General features: G+C 73.8%; 21 protein-coding genes. 7 read left to right on the top strand and 14 right to left on the bottom strand.

Translation table 11 applies throughout. From position 1 onward, the window contains the following. Positions 1–23 precede the first annotated feature (23 nt). Both ACWCYY_RS04185 and ACWCYY_RS04180 read left to right on the top strand, forming a co-directional pair. Positions 24–476: a nucleotide triphosphate diphosphatase NUDT15 gene (locus ACWCYY_RS04185; protein ID WP_345281840.1), complete on the top strand. Its 453-nt coding sequence runs from the start codon at positions 24–26 to the stop codon at positions 474–476. Positions 477–714: 238 nt separating this feature from the next. Further along, entirely contained in the window at positions 715–3,159 is a 2,445-nt protein-coding gene (locus ACWCYY_RS04180) for a glycoside hydrolase family 9 protein (RefSeq protein ID WP_449795030.1), read from the top strand. Positions 3,160–3,214: 55 nt separating this feature from the next. Here the strand turns inward: ACWCYY_RS04180 and ACWCYY_RS04175 are convergent, their stop codons facing one another. The 7 genes from ACWCYY_RS04175 to ACWCYY_RS04145 all read right to left on the bottom strand — a co-directional run bounded on the left by ACWCYY_RS04175 (position 3,215) and on the right by ACWCYY_RS04145 (position 7,740). After that, positions 3,215–3,634 (bottom strand): hypothetical protein, encoded by a 420-nt coding sequence (locus ACWCYY_RS04175; protein WP_345281836.1) that lies wholly within the window; start codon positions 3,632–3,634, stop codon positions 3,215–3,217. Between the two features lie 162 nt (positions 3,635–3,796). After that, a complete protein-coding gene (locus tag ACWCYY_RS04170) occupies positions 3,797–4,483 on the bottom strand; it encodes a DUF6230 family protein (RefSeq protein WP_345281834.1) in 687 nt (228 codons plus the stop codon). Next, on the bottom strand, positions 4,480–5,124 hold the full coding sequence (locus ACWCYY_RS04165) for a hypothetical protein (RefSeq protein ID WP_449795029.1): 645 nt from the start codon (positions 5,122–5,124) through the stop codon (positions 4,480–4,482). The genes ACWCYY_RS04170 and ACWCYY_RS04165 overlap by 4 nt, the downstream gene beginning before the upstream one ends. Beyond that, complete coding sequence (locus ACWCYY_RS04160) at positions 5,121–5,639, bottom strand: DUF6114 domain-containing protein (protein ID WP_449795028.1); 519 nt, start codon at positions 5,637–5,639, stop codon at positions 5,121–5,123. Before ACWCYY_RS04160 ends, ACWCYY_RS04165 begins: the two co-directional genes overlap by 4 nt. Then, positions 5,633–6,385: a DUF6230 family protein gene (locus tag ACWCYY_RS04155; protein ID WP_345281911.1), complete on the bottom strand. Its 753-nt coding sequence runs from the start codon at positions 6,383–6,385 to the stop codon at positions 5,633–5,635. The genes ACWCYY_RS04160 and ACWCYY_RS04155 overlap by 7 nt, the downstream gene beginning before the upstream one ends. A 10-nt stretch (positions 6,386–6,395) precedes the next feature. After that, on the bottom strand, positions 6,396–6,917 hold the full coding sequence (locus ACWCYY_RS04150; RefSeq protein WP_345281830.1) for a DUF6114 domain-containing protein: 522 nt from the start codon (positions 6,915–6,917) through the stop codon (positions 6,396–6,398). Between the two features lie 118 nt (positions 6,918–7,035). After that, on the bottom strand, positions 7,036–7,740 hold the full coding sequence (locus ACWCYY_RS04145) for a DUF6230 family protein (RefSeq protein ID WP_345281829.1): 705 nt from the start codon (positions 7,738–7,740) through the stop codon (positions 7,036–7,038). Positions 7,741–7,957: 217 nt separating this feature from the next. Between ACWCYY_RS04145 and ACWCYY_RS04140 the strand changes: the two genes are divergently transcribed. After that, positions 7,958–8,542 (top strand): TetR family transcriptional regulator, encoded by a 585-nt coding sequence (locus ACWCYY_RS04140; RefSeq protein ID WP_345281828.1) that lies wholly within the window; start codon positions 7,958–7,960, stop codon positions 8,540–8,542. A 15-nt stretch (positions 8,543–8,557) separates the two neighbouring features. Here the strand turns inward: ACWCYY_RS04140 and lepB are convergent, their stop codons facing one another. Both lepB and ACWCYY_RS04130 read right to left on the bottom strand, forming a co-directional pair. Further along, a complete protein-coding gene (gene lepB, locus ACWCYY_RS04135; protein ID WP_345281826.1) occupies positions 8,558–9,229 on the bottom strand; it encodes a signal peptidase I in 672 nt (223 codons plus the stop codon). Positions 9,230–9,395: 166 nt separating this feature from the next. Beyond that, positions 9,396–10,043, bottom strand: coding sequence for a TetR/AcrR family transcriptional regulator (locus tag ACWCYY_RS04130; protein ID WP_345281824.1), 648 nt, complete (start codon positions 10,041–10,043; stop codon positions 9,396–9,398). 94 nt (positions 10,044–10,137) lie between these two features. Here ACWCYY_RS04130 and ACWCYY_RS04125 point away from each other — a divergent pair, with 94 nt between their 5' ends. Next, positions 10,138–10,920: a M24 family metallopeptidase gene (locus ACWCYY_RS04125; RefSeq protein ID WP_449795027.1), complete on the top strand. Its 783-nt coding sequence runs from the start codon at positions 10,138–10,140 to the stop codon at positions 10,918–10,920. A 128-nt stretch (positions 10,921–11,048) separates the two neighbouring features. After that, on the top strand, positions 11,049–12,746 hold the full coding sequence (locus ACWCYY_RS04120; protein ID WP_449795026.1) for a purine-cytosine permease family protein: 1,698 nt from the start codon (positions 11,049–11,051) through the stop codon (positions 12,744–12,746). Here the strand turns inward: ACWCYY_RS04120 and ACWCYY_RS04115 are convergent. Next, the gene (locus ACWCYY_RS04115; RefSeq protein ID WP_449795025.1) at positions 12,743–13,753 is read right to left on the bottom strand and encodes a serine hydrolase domain-containing protein; all 1,011 of its coding nucleotides are present in this window, start codon (positions 13,751–13,753) and stop codon (positions 12,743–12,745) included. The two genes, ACWCYY_RS04120 and ACWCYY_RS04115, sit on opposite strands and share 4 nt — an antisense overlap. 73 nt (positions 13,754–13,826) lie before the next feature. Here ACWCYY_RS04115 and ACWCYY_RS04110 point away from each other — a divergent pair, with 73 nt between their 5' ends. Next, a complete protein-coding gene (locus ACWCYY_RS04110; RefSeq protein ID WP_449795024.1) occupies positions 13,827–14,339 on the top strand; it encodes a protein-tyrosine phosphatase family protein in 513 nt (170 codons plus the stop codon). 22 nt (positions 14,340–14,361) lie between these two features. On the opposite strand, the gene ACWCYY_RS04105 is transcribed toward ACWCYY_RS04110, so the two are convergent. Next, positions 14,362–15,249, bottom strand: a complete 888-nt coding sequence (locus tag ACWCYY_RS04105; RefSeq protein ID WP_449795023.1) for an NAD(P)-dependent oxidoreductase — start codon at positions 15,247–15,249, stop codon at positions 14,362–14,364. Positions 15,250–15,302: 53 nt separating this feature from the next. Between ACWCYY_RS04105 and ACWCYY_RS04100 the strand changes: the two genes are divergently transcribed. Then, entirely contained in the window at positions 15,303–15,665 is a 363-nt protein-coding gene (locus tag ACWCYY_RS04100; protein ID WP_345281812.1) for a winged helix-turn-helix transcriptional regulator, read from the top strand. A gap of 120 nt (positions 15,666–15,785) precedes the next feature. Here the strand turns inward: ACWCYY_RS04100 and ACWCYY_RS04095 are convergent, their stop codons facing one another. The 3 genes from ACWCYY_RS04095 to ACWCYY_RS04085 form a co-directional block, all read right to left on the bottom strand. Next, positions 15,786–16,514 carry a class I SAM-dependent methyltransferase gene (locus ACWCYY_RS04095; RefSeq protein ID WP_449795022.1) on the bottom strand — a complete coding sequence of 243 codons (729 nt, stop codon included), beginning with the start codon at positions 16,512–16,514 and terminating at the stop codon, positions 15,786–15,788. A gap of 127 nt (positions 16,515–16,641) precedes the next feature. Then, on the bottom strand, positions 16,642–17,568 hold the full coding sequence (locus ACWCYY_RS04090; protein ID WP_345281809.1) for an NADP-dependent oxidoreductase: 927 nt from the start codon (positions 17,566–17,568) through the stop codon (positions 16,642–16,644). A 122-nt stretch (positions 17,569–17,690) separates the two neighbouring features. After that, positions 17,691–18,383, bottom strand: coding sequence for a lysophospholipid acyltransferase family protein (locus tag ACWCYY_RS04085; protein ID WP_449795021.1), 693 nt, complete (start codon positions 18,381–18,383; stop codon positions 17,691–17,693). Positions 18,384–18,411 lie beyond the last annotated feature (28 nt).

Here is an 18,411-nt window from a genome sequence, read left to right as displayed (position 1 = left end):
CCTCCGCTGACCGGGAGTTCAGCTTGAGTCACCGCCCGATGCTGGGTGCCGGCGTGATCGTGCCGGGCCCGGACGGCACCGTCCTGATCGGCCGCCGCACCACCGCCGGCGAGCCGCCGACCTGGAGCCTGCCCGGCGGCAAGGTGGACCCGGGCGAGTCCTTCGAGCAGACCGCCGCCCGGGAGCTCGCCGAGGAGACCGGCATCGTGCTGCCCGCCGAGGAGATGCGGGTGCTGGCGCTGCTGCTCGACCACGACCTGGGCCGCCCCCGGCTGACCGCCGCCGTCCTGGCGCCGCCGAGCGACGCGCCCGCCCTGGTGCTGGAGCCCCACTCCTGCGCGGGCTGGGAGCGGGTGCCGGTCGGTGAGCTGCCGGAGCCCATGTTCCTGCCCTCCGCGATGGTGCTCGGCCGCTGGCTGGCGGACTACCGGGCGCCGGACGCCGGGTTCGTCTACCCGGTACTGCCCGTCGGCTGACCTGCCGTCAGACGGCCCCGTCCGATGCCGGTTTGCCGTACCCGGCGCCCGGTTGCCGCGCGCCCCATGCGCGCCCCATCCGCGCGACTTGACGCCAGGCAGGGCGACTTGACGGCGGGGGCGGGAATCCGACCACATCCGTGAGAGGCTCTTGACCGGCGAGCGGAGGACTGGCTTCATATCCCTTGGGAGCGCTCCCACGCTCCGTCCCCCACCCAGGCAGAAGGGCCCCACCCCCATGTCGCCCGTCACGTCCCGCCTCCACCTGCGCGCTGCCGCCGCCCTGGTGACCGGCCTCGCGCTGCTCGCCCCCGGCACCGCGATGCTCGCGGCGCACGCCGCCGAACCCGCCGCCTCCGTCCGCGTCAACCAGCTCGGCTACCTGCCGGACGGCCCCAAGCGCGCCACCGTGGTCAGCGCCGCCACCGCCCCGCTGCCCTGGCAGCTGCGCGACTCGGCCGGCCGGACCGTGGCCTCCGGCACCACCACCGTGCGCGGCGCCGACCGCGCCTCCGGCGAGTCGCTCCACACCGCCGACTTCTCCTCCTACTCCGGCACGGGCACCGGCTACACCCTGGTGGTGGACGGGCAGGCCGGCCACCCCTTCGACCTCTCCCCCGCCCTCTACGACGGCCTGCGCTCGGACAGCCTCGCCTTCTTCCACCACCAGCGCAGCGGCATCGCCATCGACGCCTCGCTGGTCGGCTCCGCGTACGCCCGCCCGGCCGGTCACCTCGGGGTGGCACCGAACAAGGGCGACACCTCGGTGCCCTGCCAGGCCGGGGTCTGCGACTACCGGCAGGACGTGCGCGGCGGCTGGTACGACGCCGGCGACCAGGGCAAGTACGTGGTCAACGGCGGCATCGCCACCTGGCAGCTGGTCAACTCCTTCGAGCGGGCCCGCCGTTCGGGCACCGAGGCCGCCCTCGGCGACTCCACGCTGAAGGTCCCCGAGCGGGGCAACGGCGTGCCGGACGTGCTCGACGAGGCCCGCTGGGAGCTCGACTTCCTGCTCCGGATGCAGGTGCCGGAGGGCCGGCCGCAGGCCGGCATGGCCTTCCACAAGGTGCACGACGCGCAGTGGACGGCCCTGCCGACCAGGCCCGAACTCGACTCCGAGCAGCGCGAGTTGCACCGCCCGTCGACCGCCGCCACGCTCAACCTGGCCGCCACCGCCGCCCAGGCCGCCCGGGTCTACGCCCCCTACGACGCCGCCTTCGCGGCCCGCGCGCTGACCGCGGCCAAGCGGGCCTGGTCGGCCGCCCAGGCCAACCCGGCGGTCTACGCACCGGCCACCGACTCCACCGGCGGCGGGGCGTACGAGGACTCGGCCCTCTCGGACGAGTTCTACTGGGCCGCCGCCGAGCTCCTCGCCACCACCGGGGAGTCCCAGTACCGCGACGCGGTGGTCAACTCCCCGGTCCAGGCGGCCCCGGCCACCCCGTTCTGGTGGGGCGACACCGGGACGCTGGGCCGGATCACCCTGGCCACGGTGCCGGGGGTTGCGCTGCCCGCCGCCGAACTGGCCAAGGTGCGGGCCTCGTTGACCACCGTCGCGGACGCGCAGCTGACCACCCAGAACGGCCAGGGCTACGCGGTGCCGCTCGCACCCGACGGCTACGTCTGGGGCTCCAACAGCGCGGTGGCGGGCAACGGCGCCCTGATGGCCGTGGCCTACGAGCTGACCGGCCAACAGCGCTACCGCGCAGGCGCGTTGGAGTCGCTGGACTACCTGCTGGGCCGCAATGCGCTCGACCTCTCCTACGTCACCGGCTACGGCGAGCGCGCGGTGGAGAACCAGCACCACCGCTTCTGGGCCCACCAGTACGACGCCTCGCTGCCGCACCCGCCGGCCGGCTCCTTCGCGGGCGGCCCGAACGCCGGGCTCCAGGACCCGGTGGCGCAGGCCAAGTTGGCCGGGTGCGCGCCCGCCAAGTGCTACGTCGACGACATCGGCTCGTACTCCACCAACGAGGTGGCGATCAACTGGAACGCCGCGCTGGCCTGGCTGGTCTCCTTCGCCGCCGACCGGCCGACCGGCACGCCCACCACCCCGAAGGTGCTGGCCTCCCCGACCGTCACCGTCCCCGAGGGCGGTTCGGCCACGGTCGGCGTCCGGCTCTCGGCCGCCCCCGCCCAGAACGTCACCGTGACCGCGACCCGTACCTCGGGCGACCAGGACCTCGGTGCCTCGGGCTCGCTGCTCTTCACCGCCGCCAACTGGTCCACCGCGCAGAACCTGACCCTGACCGCCGCCCCCGACGCCGACACCGCCAACGGCTCCGCCGTCTTCACCCTCGCCGGCCCGGGCGTGGAGGCCGCCACCCTCACCGCCACCGAGGCGGACAGCACCACCCAGCCGCCCGCCGCCTCCTGCGCCGTCACCTACAAGATGGCCGGCGACTGGGGCACCGGCTTCACCGCCGACGTCACCCTGAAGAACACCGGCACCACCCCGCTCAACGGCTGGGCCCTCACCTGGTCCTTCCCCGGCGCCCAGCGCCTCACCAACGCCTGGAACGCCGCCGCGACGCAGTCCGGTACCACCGTCACCGCCAAGGACCTCGGCTGGAACTCCACCGTGGCCCCGGGAGGTTCGGTCTCCTTCGGCTTCCAGGCGACCAACACCGGCGCCAACCAGCCCCCGGCCCAGTTCCGCCTCAACGGCTCCCCCTGCGGCTGACCCACCGACGGACGGGGCCCCCGACCCGTGGTGGGTCGGGGGCCCCGTCCGGCGGTCAGTGCCCCTCGACGACCGCGAAGGCGCCGCTGCGCCAGTACACGGTCGCCTCCTCGGCACCGGTCGGCCGGTCGCTGTGCAGATGGCGGCGGTCTGCTCCCAGCGCCCCGACCTGGTGCGGGGTCAACCGCCCCGCCACCAGGTCCTCCGCCTCGGCATCCGTGATCGGCAGCACCGTGCGGTACTGCGCGTCGTTCGAGCCGGCCCAGTCGACGAACTCGGTGAACACGCTCACGAAGGCCTGCGAGCACAGGACGCACCGCTTGACGGAGACGATGAAATGCGAGTCGTCCTGGATGTAGCTCTCGAGCCGGACCCCGTCACGGTTGTGGTGGTGCGCCTGCGCCACCGCAGCGTCCTCGGCGAAGCACGCCGCGCACCCGAAACCCGCACGGTCACTGCCGTCCTGCGAACTCATGGATCCCCACCCCTCAGCCGTTCTTGATCGACCATCACCCTAACAATCCACGGTGACGCCCGGCCGCCGAACCGACGATCATGCGCCGCCCGGCCCGCGGGTTCCGTGCCGGGGCGAGGCCGACGGTCACCGCGTCGGAGCGCGCGTCGAGCCCGCGGCCGCTCAGCGCGTGCCCGGCGTGCCCGTCGGGGCGGCGGGGGCCGGGCAGTTGACGGCACCGGGGCGGACGGTGATGCGCAGGCCCGGGGTGGAGAGCAGCCCGGGGAGCTGGAGGTCGTGGACGGTGGCGGTGACGCGGTCGAACTTGGCGTAGCCGGCCTGGATGCCGAAGCGGTGCTCGGGGCTGCCGAGGGGGTTGGGGACCGGCGGGCTGCCGTCCGGGGCCATCACGGTGTCCGGGCCGTTGATGTTGAGGTCGACCAGGCCGTCCATGTCGAGTTCGCCGGTCGCGCTGCGCAGGTCGAGCACGGTGTTCTCGGTGACGATCTCCCAGGTGGCCGGGTCGTTGTCGCCGAGCGAGAACATCAAGGTGTAGGTGGCGCCCATGATCTGCTGCTGCTGGGCGAGGCAGAGTCCGTTGATCACGCCCTTGGCGAAGCCCATCCGCAGCGGGTGGACGGTCGTGGTGGTGCCGTCCGCCCGGACCGAGGTCTGGTCGACCACGGCCGCCGCGTACCGGGTGCCGTAGAGGCTGCTGGTGGTCAGCTGGACGGTGCCGGACTGGATCTGGAGCCCGCCCGCCAGCGCGCCGTTCGCCATCGCGCCGCCGAGCGAGCCCGCCGCCACCAGGGCGGGGAGCGCGATCAGCGCGCTGCGCCGCCAGTGGGTGCGCCCCGTCTCGCCGTTCACGGGCCGGTCACCGAGATCGTGCCGGGCAGGTGGACCGGGTTGTTGGTGTTGCTGAGGTCGGAGTGGTCGTCGATGGTCCGGATCCCGTAGACGTCGGCGTCGAAGTTGGTGGCCCCCGCGGTGAGTTGGATGAAGGAGCCGAAGAAGTTCAGCAGGCCCTGGATGCCGCAGATCGGGATCAGCAGGATCGGGACGCAGATCTGCCTGATGTCGCCCCACATCACGGTGGTCTCCGGCTGGCCGGCCTTGTCGATGCCGCCGAGCGAGCCGGTGTCGGGCACCGAGATGGAGATCGCGGTGCCGTCGGGTGCGGTGTGGCGGACCTGCATGTTGTCGCGGATCTGCAGCTTGGTGAAGGTGTACTGGGTGGTGACCCGGGTGGTGCCGTCGGAGAGCCGGATGGTGACGTTGTTCTTCACCGTCAGGCCGACCGCGACCATGCTGTCGATGGTGACGCGCATGGGCGTGGGCGTGGGGAGGAACGGCATTCCGAGCGGCTGCGGCTCACCCGGCAGCACGGCGGCGGGCGCGGCGAGCCGCGGCGGCCCGGCGGCACCCGCCGACCGGTCGGGGACGAGGGCCGTCCCGACCAGGGCCGCGAAGGCGGCGGTGACGGCAGCGGCCCGCCGCGTGCGGATCACGGCGCGCCCCCGCCGACCGCGGCGCCGACTCCGGTGGCCCCGGCGGCTCCTGATCCTCCGGCTCCCCGGCTCTCACCGGATGTTCCCGCTCCTCCCCGGTCGGCTCCGGCGGCAGGTGCCCGGCCGCGCCGCGGCCCCCAACCCGCCGTCATCGCCCCGCCGAGCACCCCCAGCACCATCCCGAGCAGGAAGCCGCCCAGGTTGGACACCACCAGCGACACCACCGCCAGCACGGTGCCGATCAGCCCGAAGGTGACCCGCTGGCGCGGCGCGGCGATCGGGATCAGCCCGCAGAGCATCATCCCGCCGCCGACCAGGTACCCGGCCACCGCGTTGAAGCCGACCGCGGTGACCAGTTGGATCGCGCCGAGCGAGAACTTCAGCACCGTCCAGCCACCGGCGACCAGCCAGAGCCCGCCCCAGAACGGCCTGGTCCGGCGGAAGGCGGTGAACCAGCGCCAGCCGGCCCCGGTGGCGGCGCGCGTCCTGGCGGCGGCGCGCGTCCCGGTCAGCACGTGTTCGCCGATCCGGCGACGACCCGGATGTTGAGGGCGGGGAGGGTGAGCGAACCGGCGATCTCGGCGGTGTACGCGTTGGCGTTCAGCCCGGCCAGGTTGACGGTCGAGCCGTTCGGTCCGGACCCGGCCGAGCCCAGGCCGAAGCCGCCCGCCTGGGCTCCCGTCAGCGGCTGTCCGGCGACCATCACCTGGTCGGCGGACATGCCGAGCACCGCGTTCTGCAGCGTGGTGTTGCCCGAAGCGGTGAGCGTCGGCGCCTCGATGTAGAGGTTCGAGGCGTTGATGTCGGTGGTGACGGTGGCCGGCGGGGTCGCGGCCACCGGCTGACCGGCCGTCAGGAGCAGCGAGTACGGCACGCCGGCGATCGACTGGTGGACGATCCCGCACAGCCCGGCCAGCCCGGCGCTGGCGAAGCCGACCCGGGCCATCGCGGTGCTGGTGGAGGTGGAGCCGTTGGCGTTCTCGATGGTCGGGGTGTTGAGGATCGCGCCGAAGCCGGTGCCGGAGACGCCGTTGGAGGTGAGGGTGAACGGGGTGTTGGTGACGTTGAAGCCCGCCGCGAGCGCGCCGTGGGCCAGGGCCGCGCCGAGCGCGCCGACGGTCAGGGTGGCCGGCAGCAGGACGGCGGCGGAGCGGGCCCAGCGGGTGCCGTGCACGCTGCCGTCGGCGGCCTCGCTGCGCATCGTCCGGTTCCAGTCGACCGCCGACTCGCGCAGGCGCCGCGGGAGTTGACGCAGGTTCATGATCACCGTCTCAGGCCTCCGCCGTCTCGGGCGCCGACGGGACGAGCCCCTTGCCGGTGCGGCGGCGGAGGAGTCCGGGCCGGCGGGCGGGCTTCTCCGGGAGCCAGCCGACCGCCATCGAGCCGCCCAGCACGGAGAGGAACATGCCGACGAAGAACCCGCCCAGGTTGCTCAGCGGGAACGAGGCGACGCCGACGATCACGGCCACCACTCCGGCGGTGTGCCGCTGGCCCGGGAGCAGCAGCATCAGCCCGGCCAGCGCCATCAGGATGGCGCCGCCCGCCATGCCGGTGATGCCGCCGACGCCGACGTGCAGGATCTGGCCGATCGGGGCGAGCGGCAGGTAGAGGATCACGAAGCCGCCGAGTGCGGTCCACACCGCGGCCCAGAACGGACGGGTGCGGCGCCAGCGGCGGAGCGCGAGCCGTGCGCGGGTGGGCGCGGCGGGCCGGGTCTGCCCGGGCGGGGCTTCCGGGGCCGACGGGCCGGAGACGTCGGCCGAGTGGTCGGGGGCGGCGGGGGTGGTTGCCATCGGGGTCCTCGCTGGGGTCTTCGGAGGTCGGGCGTCGAAGGTTCGGGGGTGGGTGGAGCGCCGTCCGTGCACGGCGCTCCACCCCGGGTGCGGGCGGTACCGGCGGACCGAGGGTCCGTCAGCAGTCGCCGCCGCCCGCGCCCTTCCCGGCGGTGTCCCCGTTGGCCAGGTTGATCGCCAGGTTCGGCAGGGTGATGGCGCCGCCGATGGTGGCGCCGTTGGCGTTGGCCTTGAGGCCGAGGATGTCGGTCTGGCCGCCGGTGGCGTCCAGGCCGAACTGGCCCGCGGTGCCGTCGGTGATGCCGGTGCCCTTGATGTTGGCGCTGTCGGCCGCCGCACCGATCTGGTTGGGGGTGGCGGCGGTGGCGTTGAGGGTCGCGGTGGCGCCCTTCACCGACTGGGCGTCCAGGATCAGGTTGTTCGCCTGGATGCCCTGCCCGGCGGCGAGTTGGGCGGTGGTGAGGGGGGTGGCCGCGGCCGGTGAGGAGATGTTCATCGACCAGGTGCCGATCGTGCCGACGACCGGCAGGTTGACCGACTGGACGGCGTGGATGCAGATGCCGTCCAGACCCGCCTTGGGCAGACCGACCTCGGCCGCGGCGGTGGGGCTGCCCGCGGTCACGGTGGTCATGACCGCGCCGAGGCCCTTGGAGGCCGCGACGGTGTTCGAGGACAGGGTGAACGGAACGCTGGTGAGCGAGAGGTTCGCGGCGAGCACGCCCTGGGCCATCGCCAGCGTCATCGCGGCGACGGCGGCCGTGGCCGGCACCGCGATCAGCGCGGATCTGCGCCAGCGCGTGACACCTCTGGATTCTTCCTGCATGGGGTCTCCATCCGTCGTCCCGCGCCGCTGAGGGTGTGCGCGGGTACCTGAGGCGCGGCCGGCTCCGGGAGCGCCCATCCCGACACCCCCGGAGCGCTTTACATATTTCGGCTGCGTGTCCAGAAAGTAAGCAGGAGGTGAGTAGGTGTCAATAGCGTTGGCACGGACCGGTACAGGTGTCTGCTCAGCTGACCTGCGGCGTGGCTATAGTCGGCGGATGGCATGGATCAGGGAGACCGTCAGGTCACTGCTGCGGGACCGGCTGCTCGACACCGCCCGGGACCTGGTCGCCGCCGACGGCTTCGACCGGCTGCGGATGACCCAGGTCGCCGCCGTCGCGGGGGTCAGCCGGCAGACCGTCTACAACGAGTTCGGCTCCAAGGACGCGCTCGGCGAAGCGCTCTTCAACCGCGAGCTCGAACTCTGCCTCGGCGGCATCGAGCAGCAGCTCGACGAGCACCCCGAGGACCCGCGGGCCGCGGCCGAGGCCGCCGCCCTCTTCACCCTCCGGCTCGCGGGGCGCAACCCGCTGGTCAAGGCCATGCTCACCGCCACCCGGGACGGCGAGGACGGCCTGCTCTCCTACCTCACCACCCGCGCCGAGTCGGCCTTCACCACCGCCACGGCCATGCTCGACGGTTACGCCGCCGCGGCCTGGCCAGCGATCGACCCCGACTCGCGCGAGCTCGCCGTCGACACGGCCGTGCGCCTGACCGCCAGTCACATCGTCCAGGGCGCGGACGACCCCGGCGCCTCCGCCCGCCGGATCGCCGAGGTCTTCGTCCGGGTCGCCCGCGCCTGAGGCGGGCGCCGCACGTCAGTCGGTCGGCGCCGGGACCTCGGTGAGGGTCGGCGCGGCGTCGAGCCCGCCGAACGCGGCCGGGGGCCAGACCCGCAGGCCGACCCGGCCCGAGACGGTGGCGAGGTCGCCCCAGCCGAAGGTGCGCGAGTCCTCCGAGCCGTCCGGGTTGTCCCCGAGGAAGAACAGCCGCCCCGGTGGCACCGTCTGCGTGGCCGGCCCCGCCGTCCGGGTGCCGTCCGGGGTACAGCAGCTGACGGTCCGGTGCGCCTGCGCCGTCCAGGCGGGGAGGCCGACCCGGAACCACGGGCCGCTGCCGCCCGGCTGCACCAGCACCGCGAACGTGTCCTGCGGCGTCGAGGAGATCTCCACCCGGTCGCCGGGCAGTCCGATCACCCGCTTGACGATCACTTCGTCCCGGCCGGGCCGCTTCAGCAGCACCACGTCCAGCCGGTGCACGTCCGTCCCGTCGCTGCCGGGCACGGTCAGCAGCCGCTGACCGTCGGCCAGCGTCGGCCGCATGCTGGACCCGTCCACCCGCACCGCGAGCGCGGCGACCGCCACCGCCGCCAGGACGCAGGCGACGAGCAGTCCCACCAGCACGCCGGACAGCACCCGGGCGAGGAGGCGACGCGGCGGCGCGGACTCGGCGTCCACGGCAACACCCGTGGCGGGCTGGGCAGTCGACATCGGGCGCTCCTGAGGGGAGAGGGCCAGTGGACGGTGCGGATGCGCATGCGGATGCGGATGCGAGCACGGACGCGGATGCCGGGCACGGCTCGCCGATCACCGCTCGCCGGTGTGGGACGGTAGCCGGGCCACCGGCCGTTCGGGAAGACCCGGGACCGCCCCGGATTCAGGGCCGGTGGTCGAGGGCCGCCCGGATCTCCCGCCAGCGGTGCGGGTCGTCGACGGCCACCGCGACCAGCTGGTAGGCGCTGCGCTCGCACAGATCGGCGAGCTCGGCGGCGGTCAGCTCGGTCCCGTCCAGCCAGCCGACCAGCAGCTCCTCCATGTACGCGAGCCAGCCGTGCACGGTGGCGGTGACGGCGGGAGTCCGGGGCGTCCCGGCGCCGACCAGAGCGGCCAGGATCCACTCCGCGAACCGGGCCCGGAGGTCGCGGTGCAGCGTGGCCATGGTGCCCGTGCCGCCGCGCTCCACCTGCCGGACCACCGCCAGGTAGAGCGTGGGGTGGCGTCCGACGAAGGCGATGAACGTCTCGATCCCGCCGCGCAGTTGCTCCGCCCCGCTGAGCGTCGGGTCCGGCGCGACCTGCCCGAGCAGCTCCTCCGCCACCAGCTGCACCACCGCGGACCGGAACCCGCGCTGGGAGCCGAAGTAGTGGAACAGCAGCCCGGGCGAGACCCCCGCCGAACGGGCCGCCGACTCGACGGAGAGCGTCTCCAGCCCGCTGGAGTGCACCAACTCCCGGGCGGAGTCCAGGATCTGGCGGCGGCGCTGGTCCGCCGAGAGCCGCCGTCCGGCGCGGGGTGGGGGAAGCATCTGCGCATCCTATTGACTTCACCGCACTCATGGCTACTTTTGAGTACTACTCAACAAGCTCCGTCCGGCCGACCCGCGAGGCGAGGTACCCGCCATGCCCAGCAGCCCCCTCCGGTCGCCCGGCACGGCCCCGGCCCGCACCCGGGGTCCGGCGCTGCCCTACGAGGAGTCGGACCTCGACCGCTACCGCGACCTGCAGCAACTCGCCTACCGGGTGGCCGAACGGGCTGCGGGGCAACTGCGTTCGGGGATGCGGGAGTCCGAGGCGGCCGAGTGGCTGCGGCAGTCCCTGCGGGCGGCCGGCCTCGGCGGCTTCGTCCGGCGGCCGGCGGCCCGGTTCGGACGGCGGACGGCCGCCGGGCCGACGGGCGTCGGACTGGCGGGCGCCGGACTGGCGCGCACGGGAGGTCGCTTCCTCTCCCTGCTGCGCGAACCGGAGCGCCTCCGGGACGGCACGCCCTACCTCCTCGACGCGGTCGTCACCGCGCAGGGCTGCACCATCGGCATCGCGCTCGCCGGGCACCTCGGCGGCAACCCCGTCTGGGACGCCCTCCGGGCCGACCTGCCCGCCTACCGCGACCTCGTCCTCCACGAAGTCCGGTGCGGCAGACCGCTGTTCCGCATCCGCCGGGCCGTCGACGTCCTCGCCGCCCGGCACGGCTACGCCGCCGTCGACCGGGCGCTGCCCGGCGGCGTCGTCGTGCACCCGGCCCGGCCCCTCCCGGACGGCCAGCGGCTGCCGCCCGGCCTGTGGTCGATCGCCCCCCGGGTCGCCTTCCGCGGTGTCGGCGTCGCCTTCGAGGAGCTGCTGCTGGTCACCGAGGACGCCGCCTGCTGGCTCGACGACGAGCTCCCACACGCCCGTCCCACGGCCTGACGGGGCACCAACTGCCGTACACGGCGGGCCGTTCACGGGGTTACCCGGACGAAACGGCGCGGGCACCACGGCTTCACACGGCGTCCCTAGCCTCACCGGTCATCTGCCTCCGACTCCCAGGAGTGGCGATGACCGAGATCAGCAGTCCGCCCGCCCAAGCAGCGAGCGAAGCGACGGCAGGCGCCCCGACACCGGGCCCCCGGCGCTCCTACGCCAAGTCGGCCGCGGACGAGAGCCTCGAGGACTACTCGCTCCGGTACGCCCCGCACTCCTTCCGCCGCTGGTCGCCCGCGGCGGTCGCCTCCACCGCCCTGGGCGGGATCGCCTACCTCGCGGACTACGCGATCGGCGCGGGCATCGTCATGTCCTACGGCTTCACCAACGCGCTGGCCTCGATCCTCACCGCCGCGGTGGTGATCTTCCTGACCGGCATCCCGATCGCCCGGGCCTGTGCGGCCAACGGGGTCGACATGGACCTCCTCACCCGGGGTTCCGGCTTCGGCTACTTCGGCTCGACCCTGACCTCACTGGTCTACGCGAGCTTCACCTTCATCTTCTTCGCCCTCGAAGGCTCGATCATGGCGCAGGCCTTCCACGAGGTGCTGGGCCTGCCGCTGCCCCTCGGCTACCTGCTGACCACGGTGATCGTCGTCCCGATCGTCTTCAAGGGAATGGCGTGGATCGCCCGGATGCAGTCCTGGACACAGCCGGTGTGGATCGTCGGCCTGGTCGCCCCCTTCGTCATCCTGGCTGTCGAATCACCCTCCTCCTTCCGGGAGTTCACCTCCTTCGGCGGTACCCACGGGGTAGGTTCGGGCTTCACCCTGCTGGGCTTCGGCCTCGGCACCGGCGTCGCCCTGTCGCTGATCGCGCAGATCGGCGAGCAGGCCGACTACCTGCGCTTCATGCCGGCCCGGACGCCCGCCAACGCCCGGCGCTGGGACCTCGCCGTGCTCGCCGCCGGCCCGGGCTGGGTGGTGATCGGCGCCCTGAAGCAACTGGGCGGCGCACTGCTGGCGTTCGCGGCGCTCGGCGCCGTCGGCGAGGCCAAGGCGCTGGAGCCGATCGCCCCGTACGTGGAGTCGTTGCGTCCCTGGCTGGGCGGCGCCGCCCTGCCGCTGGCCGGGCTCTTCGTGGTGGTCTCCCAGATCAAGATCAACTCGACCAACGCCTACTCGGGCTCGCTCTCCTGGTCGAACTTCTTCTCCCGGATCACCCACCGCCACCCCGGCCGGGTCTGGTACATCTTCCTCAACTGCGGTGTCGCACTGCTGCTGATGGAACTCGACATGTTCAGCGCGCTCGGCTCCCTGCTCGGCTTCTACTCCAACGTCGCCATCGCCTGGATCGGCGCCGTCACCGCCGACCTGGTGATCAACAAGCCGCTGGGCCTGAGCCCGAAGCACATCGAGTTCAAGCGCGCCCACCTGCACCCCGTCAACCCGGCCGGGTTCGGCGCCATGTGCGTGGCCGCCGCCGTCTCCATCGCCGCCTTCTTCGGGCTGTTCGGCACCTACGCCGAGGCGTTCAGCCCGTTCATCGCCCTCGCGCTGGCCATGGCGCTCTGCCCGCTCATCGCCTGGGCCACCAAGGGGCGCTACTACCTCGCCCGGCCCAACCCCGAAGCGGGGATGACCGATTCGACCGAGACCCGGCAGTGCGTGGTCTGCGAGGGCCACTACGAGATCCCCGACACCGCCTCCTGCCCCTTCCACAGCGGGACGATCTGCTCCCTCTGCTGCAGCCTCGACGCCGACTGCCACGACGTCTGCACCCGGCCCGCCGCCGGACCGGTCCCCCTGGGCCTGCCGGCCGTGCGGGGTTAGCCGTTCTCCACCTGCCGGGACGACAGCTCCCGCAGCAGGGCGAACGCCGGTCCGTCGACCGAGTGCTGGGTGTCGGTCAGCACCACGACGCCGGTGCCGCGCTCCGGGGCGAGGCCGACGAAGGAGGAGAAGCCGCCCGTGCCGCCGTTGTGCCAGAGCTCGGTGCCGCCGCCCAGCTTGGCGTGCAGGTCCTGGCCGAACCAGCCGAGATGGGCCCGGGCGAACGGGGTCAGCGGGTGGCGGACGCTCCGGGTGAGGGCGATCGCCTCGGGCAGGGCGCCGCTCTCCGGTGCGAGCTGGGCCCCGAGGAAGGAGGCCAGCTCCCCGGCGGTGGCGCGCAGCGCCCCCGCCCCGGCCAGCGCGGCCAGGTCCCAGGCCGGGACGGGACGGCGGCGGCGGTCGTGGCCCTGGGTCTGAGGCCGTTCGGTGACCACCCGCACCCCGGGCAGGCCCAGCGGCCCGGTCACCAGGCGGGCCAGCATCGACTCGTAGTCGGTTCCGGTGTGCCGGGCCAGCGCCAGACCGAGCAGTCCGGCGCCGAGGTTGGAGTAGCGGTGGCGCTTGCCGGGCACCGCGCCCAGCCGGGTCCTGGCCAGGGTGCCGAGGAGCACCGGCTCGGTCAGTCCGGCGTACGGGTCGGGCGTGGAGGGGCGGAGCAGCGCGCGCAGCATCATGCCGTGCGGCAGGCGCGGCAGGCCGGAGGTGTGCTGGGCCAGCTGACCGAGCGTCACCGCGACCCCGTCCCGGTGCAAGTGGCCCGCCTCCGGGAGGAGTTCGGCCAGCGGCTGGTCGAGCCGGAGCTCACCGTCCACCACCAGGGCCGCCAGTGCCAGCGCGGTGAACAGCTTGGTCACCGAGCCGATCTCGAAGACGTCGTCGACCCCCACCGCCCCGGCGGCCCGGACCTCCACCGCCCCGCCGGCCAGCGCGGCCACCACCACTCCGACCCGTTCCCGCGCCAGTCCGTCCGCCGTCCGCTGCGCCGCCGCGCCGAGGTCATCCGCCATGCCGACACCCTAACCACAGCCCGGAACTCCGGCGCAGGCTCCCCCGTTGGGGCGGAAAGGAGGGATGCGTACGATGCGTACGAGGCAGCAGGACCGGGAGGCGCCGGGGCCGGAGCAGCCGTGGAACGAGATCGTTCCCGGGCTCTGGATGGGCGGTCACGTCTGGACCGACCGAACCGGGGAGTTACATCTCGCGGTGGTCGGTGGCGAGTTCGACCTGGTGGCGAGCCTGTACCGCAGCCCGGGGCACGGCCCCGCCCCGGGGGTGGAGCACCTGGTGGCCGAGATGCCGGACGCCCGGCTGACGGGTGCTCAGCTGCGGGCGGCGGAGCGCCTCGCGGCCTCGGTGACGGGCGCCGTCCGGAGCGGCCGCACCGTGCTGGTGCGGTGCCACTCCGGCTACAACCGCTCGGGGCTGGTGACCGCGCAGGCCCTGGTGGGGCTGGGCCACCGGGTGCCCGACGCGATCGACCTGATCCGGCGGCGGCGTTCGCCCTGGGCGCTGAACAACGAGGTGTTCGTGCAGTACCTCACCACCGGCCTGGGGGTGTCCGCACTGCTCAGCGAACTCGATGCCATCGCCTGAACTCCCTTCGCCACCTCGGCGGTCAGCGCCGTCCGAGCACCTCGGCGAGCCGGCTGACGCCGTCCGCGCCGTGCCCGAGGGCGATGGTGCGGCGGGTGAGCCCCTCGGCGGCGCGCATCACTCCGGAGTCGATGCCGTGCGCCTCGGCGGTGTGCACCACGTGCGCCATGGTGGAGACGCCGGAGGTGAGCGGGTTGATCGCGCCGGAGTAGCTCCCGCTGTCGAAGTCCTCGGCGAACTCCGCGAACAGCGGCGGCAGGATGGCCCCGATGCCCTGGGCGAACGGCGCCAGCTCCCGTCCGCTGATGCCCTCCGCCTTGGCCAGCGCCAACGCGTGCACGTAGCCGGCCATCGCGGTCCAGAAGATGTCCAGCAGGGCGATGTCGAAGCCCGCCGCCCGACCGATGGACTCGCCGAGGTGGGTGTGGGTGCCACCGAGCACCGCCAGGACCGGCGCGTAGCGCTCGTACAGGGCGGCCGGTCCGCTGTGGATGAAGACCGCCTCCGGGCCGCCGATGCTCGGGGCCGGGGTCATGATGGCGCCGTCCAGGTAGTCGATGCCGTGCCCGGCCGCCCAGGCGCCGGTGTCGCGGGCGCGGTCCGGGGAGTCGGCGGTGAGGTTGACCAGGGTGCGGCCCTTGAGCGCGGCCTCGACCTCGGGGCGGCGCAGCACCGCGTCCGAGGCGTCGTAGTTGACCAGGCAGACGACGGTCAACTCGCTCGCCGCCACCGCCTCTTCGGCCGTCGCCGCACTCGCGGCCCCGGACGCGAGCAGCTCGGCGTCGCGGCCGGGGGTGCGGTTCCAGACGGTGGTGCGGACGCCCGCCGCCAGGAAGGCGGCGGCCAGGGCGCGGCCCATCGGGCCGAGGCCGAGCACGGTGACGGACGGGAAGGCGTGGTTGGTGGACATACGGCGTCTCCTGTAGACATGGTGGTGGACAACGAAGAACCTCGGGGGAAGAGATGACGCGCAGTCAGGCCGTGGACCCGAACGTGTGCGGGGTCACCGCCGCGATCGCCGTGATCGACGGCAAGTGGAAGACGTCCCTGCTCTGGCTGCTGGAGGCCGGCCCGCACCGCCCCGCCGAAATCCGCCGACGGCTGCCCGGCCTGAGCGAGAAGGTCCTCACCCAGGCGCTGCGCGAGATGGAGGCCGACGGCCTGGTGCACCGCGAGGTGCACGACGTGCTGCCGCTGAAGACGGTCTACTCCCTCACCGACTTCGGCCGGCGCCTCTCGGTCGCCCTCGGCCCGGTCTCCGACCTGGGCCACGAGCGCCTCGACCTGCTGGCCGCCGAAGCGGCGGCCGAACGTCCGGCCTCCTGACCCGCTGTCATCTCCCCTCTGCCCACAAGTCTGCGCGCCCCGCCCCGCCCTGCCCAGTACGCACAATTAAGTGGGTACTCCCGGCGCCGGCTCGGCCCCCGCCACGGCGGACGGACCGGGCTACGGGCGGCGGGCGACGGTGACGATCTCGCGGCTGTCGGGGGTGATCGGGCCGCGGTGCCAGTCGCCGTAGTGGGCCTCGACCTGGAGGCCGGCGACGGCGAGGAAGGCGTCGAGGGCGGGGACGTCGAGGAAGCGGAGGCTCGCGCGGTCGGTGCGGACGACCCGTCCGGCCTCGGCGGTGGTCTCGGTGAAGGTGACCACGTCGCCGGTGACGGACTCGACGCGGTGCTCCACCCGGAGGCTGCGGCCGGTGGCGGTGGTGAGCTCGGAGGCGTTGGCGGGGTTCCAGGCCTCCCAGGCGCGGGCCCGGGGGTGGCGGGTCTCGAAGACGAAGCGGCCGCCCGGGCGCAGGGCGGTCCGGACGGCGGCCAGCGAGGCGGTCACCTCCTGGTCGGTGACCAGGCACTGGAAGGCGTGGCCGGTCATGGTGGCGAGGTCGAACTCGGCGTCCCAGGCCGACTGCGCCGCCGTCCCCTCGACCCATTCCACGTCGGTGCGGCGGCGGGCCCGCGCCAGCGAGGCCCGGTCCGGGTCGATCCCGGCGAGCCGACCGGTGTGGCCGCGTTCGCGGGCGCGGTGGAGCATCTGCCCCGTCCCGCACCCGACGTCCAGGACGGAGGGTGCGGCCGCCACCAGGCCGTCGTAGAAGGCGTCACCCGGCCAGTGGTCCGGGTCCCAGGGGTTCAGCTGGTCGTAGAGCGCGGCCGCTTCGGCGTCGGTGAACATCGCGTCAGTATCGTCGGCCGACCACCGCGTCCCAAGTGATTTTCCGTCCTCCACAAGGGTGTTGAGGGCCCGGCATGCGGAAGGGCCCGCACCGCGTCGCGACGGTGCGGGCCCTGGCTCACGCCACTCAGGCGACGGTGACCACGATCTTGCCGCGGGTGTGGCCCTCGGCGTTCAGCCGCTGGGCCTCGGCCGCCCGCTCCAGCGGGAAGGTGGCGGCCACCTCGACGGTGAGCAGGCCCTTGTCCGCCAGCTCGGCGAGCTCGGTCAGCCCGGCCGTGTCGGGGCGGACGAAGACGTACCGGCCGCCCAGGGCCAGCACCGCGCCGTCGGCGATGGAGGCCAGCCGGCCGCCCTCGGCCAGCAGCGACGGGGAGACGGTCAGGGCGTCACCGCCGACCAGGTCGAGCACGGCGTCCACGCCCTGCGGGGCGAGCGCGCGGACCCGCTCGGCCAGGCCCTCGCCGTAGGCGACCGGCTCGGCGCCGAGGCCGCGCAGGAACTCGTGGTTGCGCTCGCTGGCGGTGCCGATCACGTTGGCGCCCAGGGCGACCGCGATCTGGACGGCGAGCGAGCCGACGCCACCGGCGGCGGCATGCACCAGGACGGTCTCGCCGGCCCGGACGGCCAGCGCCTGGGTCAGCGCCTGGTGCGCGGTGAGCCCGGCCAGCGGCAGACCGGCCGCCTGCTCGAAGCTCAGCGCGGCGGGCTTGTGCGCCAGCGTCCGGACCGGGGCGGCCACGTACTCCGCGAAGGTGCCGCGGCTGACCATGTCCTCCCGCACGTACCCCATCACCTCGTCGCCGACGGCGTACTCGGTCACCCCGACGCCGACCTGCTCGACCACACCGGCCACGTCCCAGCCCGGAATGACCGGGAAGACCGCGTCCAGGAACCCGTCGAGGTAGCCGGCCTGGATCTTCCAGTCCACCGGGTTCACCGCGGCGGCGCGGACCTTGACGAGCACCGCGTCCGGGCCGACCTTCGGCGTCGGGACCTCGCCGTACTCGAGGACGTCGGCTCCGCCGTAGGCACGGTAGGTGATGGCCTTCATGGTGACACTCCTGTGCATAAAGATTTGAGGCACTAGATGTTTCAGCTCCTCAAGTACTTCACCGACCGTAGACCTAAATGGTTGAGAGTGTCAAGTAACTGCCGCCCCTACCGCCGCGCCCGTCAGCGGTAGAGGTCGGGGACGTCGGTGGGGTCGAGGGCGCGGACGGCGGAGCTCCAGGCCTCGGCCAGGGCGGTTTCGAGGGCACCGTCCCGGTCGGGGTGGAGGGGGGTGCCGAAGTGGACGTGGACGCGGGGGCGGCGCAGCGGGGCGGTGACCCAGCCGGCGAGCTGTTTGGCGGTGCCGCCGGAGGCGACGCGGCGGGCACCGGCGTGGCCGATCGGGAGCAGGCGGGCGCCGGTGGCCTCGGCGAGGCGGACCGCGCCGGACTTCAGCGGGCGCGGCGGCCGGTCGGCCGAGGCCCGGTAGCGGGGCAGGCCGCCCTCGGGGTAGAGCAGTACGCAGCGTCCGGCTGCCAGCGCCGCCCCGGCGGCGACCAGCGCGTCCCCCGCGCGGGCGGTGCCCCGGTGGACCGGGACGTGGCCCTCCCTGACGAGGGCCCGGCCCAGGACCGGGACCTTCCAGAGCCCGGCGGTGGCCAGCACCACCGGCCGTACGCCCAGCCGCCCCAGCACACCGAGCATCAGCACCGGGTCGGCGAGCGAGGTGTGATTGGCCGTCAGGATGAGGCCGCGCCCGCCGCCCTCCGCGAGCTGCTCGGCACCGCTGACGGTGATCCGCCCCAGTGCCGGGAGCAGTGCCCCGGCCGCCCCCGTGAGCATCCCGCCGGCGGGCCGGGCCCTGTGATCGTTCATGCGGCCCACGGTAGCGCGGCGGAGCGAC

It is taken from the genome of Kitasatospora sp. NPDC001664, assembly GCF_053596675.1.
Note: the sequence above shows the minus strand (reverse complement) of the source record. Positions and strands in the feature narration are given on the sequence as shown.